The organism is Sesame phyllody phytoplasma, assembly GCF_018390775.2.
In the GTDB taxonomy this organism is placed as follows: Bacteria; Bacillota_I; Bacilli_A; order Acholeplasmatales; family Acholeplasmataceae; genus Phytoplasma; species Phytoplasma australasiaticum.
In genome coordinates this window covers 1-4,965 of the sequence record NZ_JAHBAJ020000024.1, presented here as the reverse complement: position 1 = coordinate 4,965, position 4,965 = coordinate 1, and the positions used below count along the sequence as shown (strand labels likewise).

Below are 4,965 nucleotides of genomic sequence, written 5' to 3'. Positions count from 1 at the left end.
CGAACCATTCTTATCCTTTCAGTGTTTATCTGCACTGGTTATTGGTTAGATAACGCGATATTTAGGCCTCTTTGGCGCCCCATTAGAAAGTATAATTATTTGAAATTTTTTACTAATATTTATTAATAAATTATAAATTTTATCATTTAAAGTTTTTTGATATGGTTCTATAAGAGTATTATCTAAATCAAAAAATAAAGCTTTAATATTTTTATGCAATAAATCTTCAAAAGGGATTTCAAAAACAGAATCATAATAAAAACTAGGTATATAATTTGTATATTTTTTTAATTTCATATCAATTTATTTTCAAAACCTTAATATCAATTATTTTACCTGTTTCAGATTTATATCTCACTTGATCACCTTCTTTATGCCCTTGTAAACTTTGTCCGATAGGTGATTCAATAGAAAATTTATTGTTCAAAGGATCTACTTCTAAAATGCCAACCAAATGTAATTTTAAAATTTCCATATTATCTAAAAACTGAATATCTACCGTATTACCAATGGTAACAATTTCTTTATTTTGGTTAGAATGATCAATAATTTGCATATTTTTTAAAATATTTTTGATTTCAGAAATACGTGTTTCTATTATAATTTGTTCATTAGTGGCAGCTGCATAATCAGCATTTTCACTTAAATCTCCTTGATCACGAGCCTCTTTTAAAGAAATTAAATTTTCACTTCTTTTAGTGGAAGTTAAATGATCTAGTTCTTGCTTTAATTTATCTACACCTTCCTGAGTTAGTTTATAAATTTGTTTGTCTTTATGAATATTTTTTTTATCAATTTTATATTTATGCTCATAAGAATCAAGATCTTGGTTCATAATAACTAACCTCTTTTTTATTATTTTTTAATTTGGATAATTTATTTTATCATTAAAATATATATATTCGGATGGTAAAAAATTCTTACACGAAATACTCAATCCATCTCCTACATTTATAAATGTAGTTTTAAAAAAATAATTATTTTTTAAATATATTTTAAATGCTTGTATTTTTTTTAGAATTTTACAAACATTTTTAGAATTATTTTGTTTATTAAATAAATTATGAAAATTTAAATTATCACAAATAATAAAACCATTATTTTTTATAAATTTTTGATATTTTTCAAATAATTTGCAATATTGTGATTTAGCGCCATCAATGAAAATTAAATCATAATCTTTTTTAGGTTGATAAATTAGAGCTTCTGTCCAAATTACCTCAATATTAAAAGGTGTGTGAGAAAATATTTTTTTGGCTAATTGATAATAAATCTTGGATCTTTCTAATGTTTGGATTCGATTAGTTGGATTGCACATAGTTAACGCGCTATACCCGACAGCAGTCCCTATTTCTAAAATATCTACTATTTTTTTAGTATTAATAAAATTTTCTAAAAAAATCCCAGTTTCTTCAGGAATGATAGGTATGTTTTCTTGAATTGCGTACTTTTTCATATTTTTTAAATATTTTATTTTTAAATTATAAAACATAGATATATTATTTCTTTATAAATTTTTTTTCAATATTAATCAAATTTATTATGATATTTTTGATAATTTAAAAAATTTTGTAAAATTATTGCAGCAGCCATTTCATCTTTTAATTTTGAAATTCTGTTTTTTTTGTATTTAATTTGATGCATATTATGAATTGCTTCTTGAGTAGAAAGTCGTTCATCCCACAAAAATACTTCAACAGATGGAAAATATTTCTTAATTTTTTTACCAAATGCAATACTAATCTTAGATTTAACTCCTACGTTATTGTTCATATGTTTAGGATTACCTAAAACAATTATATTAATATTCATTTCACGAATAAGATTTGCTAAAGGCAAAATTAATTTACTATATTGATGTCTCTGAAAATGTATAGTTTTTAAATTTTTCGCAATAATTCCAAATTTAGAAAACGAAATTCCTAAAGTTTTTTCTCCTAAATCTAAACCTAAAAAATTTTCTTTTTGATAGAATTGTTTTTTTATAAACATTTTAACCATTCTTGCTGCAATATTATTAATTTATCCTTTTGATAACTAATACTTTTAGCAAATTTCTCATTCCCTCCGCCTTTACCTTCAATTAAAATATTAACACGTTGAATAAAATCTTTAGCATTAATAGTATCAATATTACTTTTACAAACTAAAATAAAATATTTAGATTTTTGTTTATATAAACATAAAAAATTAATTTTTAATTTTTGTATCAAATATTCTAATAGATTTTTTAACATGTTTTCATCAATATCAATATTATCACAACTCAACAACATGCAAGGTTTTATTGTAGAAGGTATAATTTTTTCAGCTTCTTTAGTCATTTTTATAATATCTTTTTGATGAATTTGCTTTTGTATTTGTAACCAAAATTTTTGTAATTCTTCACAATATTTTTTATAAAGAAAAATACTTTTATAACTGTTTTTAGTTTCTTGGAATTTCGGAATATTGCAATTTTCTGATAAATAATGATAATGTTTTTCTATTTTATTTAATATTTGTTGTTCTTGAATTTGCAAATGCTTAGTTTTTAAATCAAAACCAATTTCAATATTATAATCAGTAGTAGTTGCTTCTATTCTATATATACCCGAACCGATAGAATTATAAGATAAAATGGCAAATTTTTGCAAAAATAAAGTATTAAAGGCATGTGTACCGCCGCATAATTGTGTCGAAATATCCTGAATTTCTACTACTCTTACAATGTCATTATACTCGATTTGTTCTAGTAATTGTATTTGTTGATCTTGAGCGTCTTTAAAACTCATTGTTTTAATATTAATAGGATAACTTTCATTAATCCATAAATTTATTTTTTGTTCTATAGCGATTAAATCTTCTAAAGAAAAAGATTTATAATAATTAAAATCAAATTTTAACATTTTGTTATTTAAAAAAGAACCACATTGTTTTATATCAGGGTTGAATAATATTTTTAAAGCGGCGTGTAATAAATGTGTAGCCGTATGATTTAAAGAAATTAAATGTCTTTTTTGTAAATCAATAAATGTTTTTACTTGCTGCCCTAATTCGAAATTATCTTTCGTATAGTGTAAAAATTGTCCATGAGGTAATTTGACAACTTTTTCTATATAACTTTGATTAATCATGCCGCAATCAGAAACTTGCCCTCCCATTTCAGCATAAAAAGGGGTTTTATCTAATACAATTCCATGTTCAAAAATTTTAATTATTTTAGCTAAATTACTAAAACATTCATAACCTATAAACTCACTTTTAATATTAAAATCATTATAATAATTATTATTTTGATAATTTTTATTTTTAAAAATCATTTTACCTTGGTTAGATGATATTTTTTTTTGTTTTTGTAAAATTTTTTCAAATCCTTTTGTGTCTACTAAAACTTTGTCATTTTTAGCATATTCTATAATTATTTCTGGAGGTAACCCATAAGTATCGTAAAGTTTAAAAAAATCTGAATCCGAAAGTTTTTTCGAAGTTTTCGTAAATTCTAAAAATTTATTCTTACCTTCGCATAAAGTTAATAAAAATTTCTGTTCTTCAGATAAAATTATCGTTTGAATAATCGGAATTTTCGATTTTAAATATGGATAAAAATCTTCCATAATATTAACTACTGTAGGAACTAATTCAAATAAAAAAGGTTTACTAAAACCCAATTTAATACCTTTTTGAAAAGCTCTTCTTAAAATTTTTTTTAAAACATAACCTCTGCCATCATTAGCTAACGTAACACCATCAGCAATTCCAAAAACTAAAGCTCTAATATGATCCGAAATAATATTAAAAATTTCTTTATTTTTATCTAAATGGTATATTTTATTACTTAAAATAGAAATTTTTTTAATAATAGGTAAAAATAAATCTGTTTCAAAATTATTATCTTTATTTTGCAAAATACAAGCTAAACGTTCTAATCCGGCTCCAGTATCGATATTTTTATTCGATAACTCATGATAAATTTTGCGATTATTTTTAATTTCTAAATTATATTGCGAAAAAACAATATTCCATATTTCAATAAAACGATTGTTTTCTATATTATTCAAAATCAGATCACTATTACGTTGATCATATTTTGGACCACGATCAAAAAAAATTTCGGTACAAGGCCCACATGGTCCTTCACCTATTTCCCAAAAATTTTCTTTTAAAGAAATTAAATTATTTTTATCGATACCTTTTTGTAGCCAATAATTATAAGTTTCTAAATCTTTTTCAAAATAAGTAATATATAATTTATTAATATCTAAGGCTAAAAATTCGTGAGATGTTAAAAATTCATAAGCTAATTCAATAGCTTCTTTTTTAAAATAATCTCCTATCGAAAAATTCCCTAACATTTCAAAAAAAGTATGATGACGTGAAGTTTTACCTACTATCTCGATATCATTAGCTCTTAAACATTTTTGAATATTTACTATACGTTTATGACGAGGTACAACAGAGTTATTAAAATATTTTTTTAAAGGTGATACACCAGCATTAATCCATAATAAAGTAGGGTCTTTATCTGGTACTAAAGATGCTGATGGTTCTAACTTATGTTGTTTAGATATAAAAAAATTCAGCCATATCTTACGAATTTCTTGTGATGTTTTAATTTTAATCATATTATACCTTTTTTATTTAAAATATTTTTTTTAAATATGATTAATTCGTGTCTTTGAATTTCGAAATTAATTTATTTTTATAAAAATTACCACCATTTTTAGTTAAACGATGAGGTAAAGTAAATTTATTAGTATCAGGGCATAATACCAAAGTAGGTGATTTTAATTTGTAATGAGTACGTCTTTTTCTTTTAGCGGTTTTACTAGTTCTTCTAAAGGGGACAGCCATTTTAATTATTCTCCTTTTATCATTATTAAATAAAAAAAAATTTTTTATTTAATAATAAAAATTAATTTTAATTAATGAATTTTTTAAAATAGAAGTAAATTGAATTGTTGTCTGGCGTTTGAGAAGGGATTC

At 23.0% G+C, this 4,965-nt stretch carries 6 protein-coding genes; all 6 read right to left on the bottom strand.

Features of this window, described 5'->3' with window-relative positions; translation table 11 throughout:
* Positions 1–45 precede the first annotated feature (45 nt).
* The 6 genes from KHD59_RS02320 to rpmF are packed head-to-tail and all read right to left on the bottom strand — an operon-like array spanning position 46 to position 4,833.
* Positions 46–297: a hypothetical protein gene (locus KHD59_RS02320; protein ID WP_051049953.1), complete on the bottom strand. Its 252-nt coding sequence runs from the start codon at positions 295–297 to the stop codon at positions 46–48.
* Between the two features lies 1 nt (position 298).
* Entirely contained in the window at positions 299–835 is a 537-nt protein-coding gene (gene greA / locus KHD59_RS02315; RefSeq protein WP_004994717.1) for a transcription elongation factor GreA, read from the bottom strand.
* Positions 836–862: 27 nt separating this feature from the next.
* Positions 863–1,492 (bottom strand): O-methyltransferase, encoded by a 630-nt coding sequence (locus KHD59_RS02310; protein WP_004994719.1) that lies wholly within the window; start codon positions 1,490–1,492, stop codon positions 863–865.
* A 35-nt stretch (positions 1,493–1,527) separates the two neighbouring features.
* Positions 1,528–1,992, bottom strand: coding sequence for a Holliday junction resolvase RuvX (ruvX, locus tag KHD59_RS02305; RefSeq protein WP_193622245.1), 465 nt, complete (start codon positions 1,990–1,992; stop codon positions 1,528–1,530).
* Positions 1,983–4,604 carry an alanine--tRNA ligase gene (gene alaS / locus KHD59_RS02300; RefSeq protein ID WP_215905414.1) on the bottom strand — a complete coding sequence of 874 codons (2,622 nt, stop codon included), beginning with the start codon at positions 4,602–4,604 and terminating at the stop codon, positions 1,983–1,985. The genes ruvX and alaS overlap by 10 nt, the downstream gene beginning before the upstream one ends.
* A 40-nt stretch (positions 4,605–4,644) precedes the next feature.
* A complete protein-coding gene (rpmF, locus tag KHD59_RS02295) occupies positions 4,645–4,833 on the bottom strand; it encodes a 50S ribosomal protein L32 (RefSeq protein ID WP_054598525.1) in 189 nt (62 codons plus the stop codon).
* Between the last annotated feature and the right edge of the window lie 132 nt (positions 4,834–4,965).

Bases quoted from the DNA above. Each gene is read 5' to 3' on its own strand.
- KHD59_RS02320 (WP_051049953.1), bottom strand. From the start codon at position 297: ATGAAATTAAAAAAATATACAAATTATATACCTAGTTTTTATTATGAT.
- greA (WP_004994717.1), bottom strand. From the start codon at position 835: ATGAACCAAGATCTTGATTCTTATGAGCATAAATATAAAATTGATAAA.
- KHD59_RS02310 (WP_004994719.1), bottom strand. From the start codon at position 1,492: ATGTTTTATAATTTAAAAATAAAATATTTAAAAAATATGAAAAAGTAC.
- ruvX (WP_193622245.1), bottom strand. From the start codon at position 1,992: ATGTTTATAAAAAAACAATTCTATCAAAAAGAAAATTTTTTAGGTTTA.
- alaS (WP_215905414.1), bottom strand. From the start codon at position 4,604: ATGATTAAAATTAAAACATCACAAGAAATTCGTAAGATATGGCTGAAT.
- rpmF (WP_054598525.1), bottom strand. From the start codon at position 4,833: ATGGCTGTCCCCTTTAGAAGAACTAGTAAAACCGCTAAAAGAAAAAGA.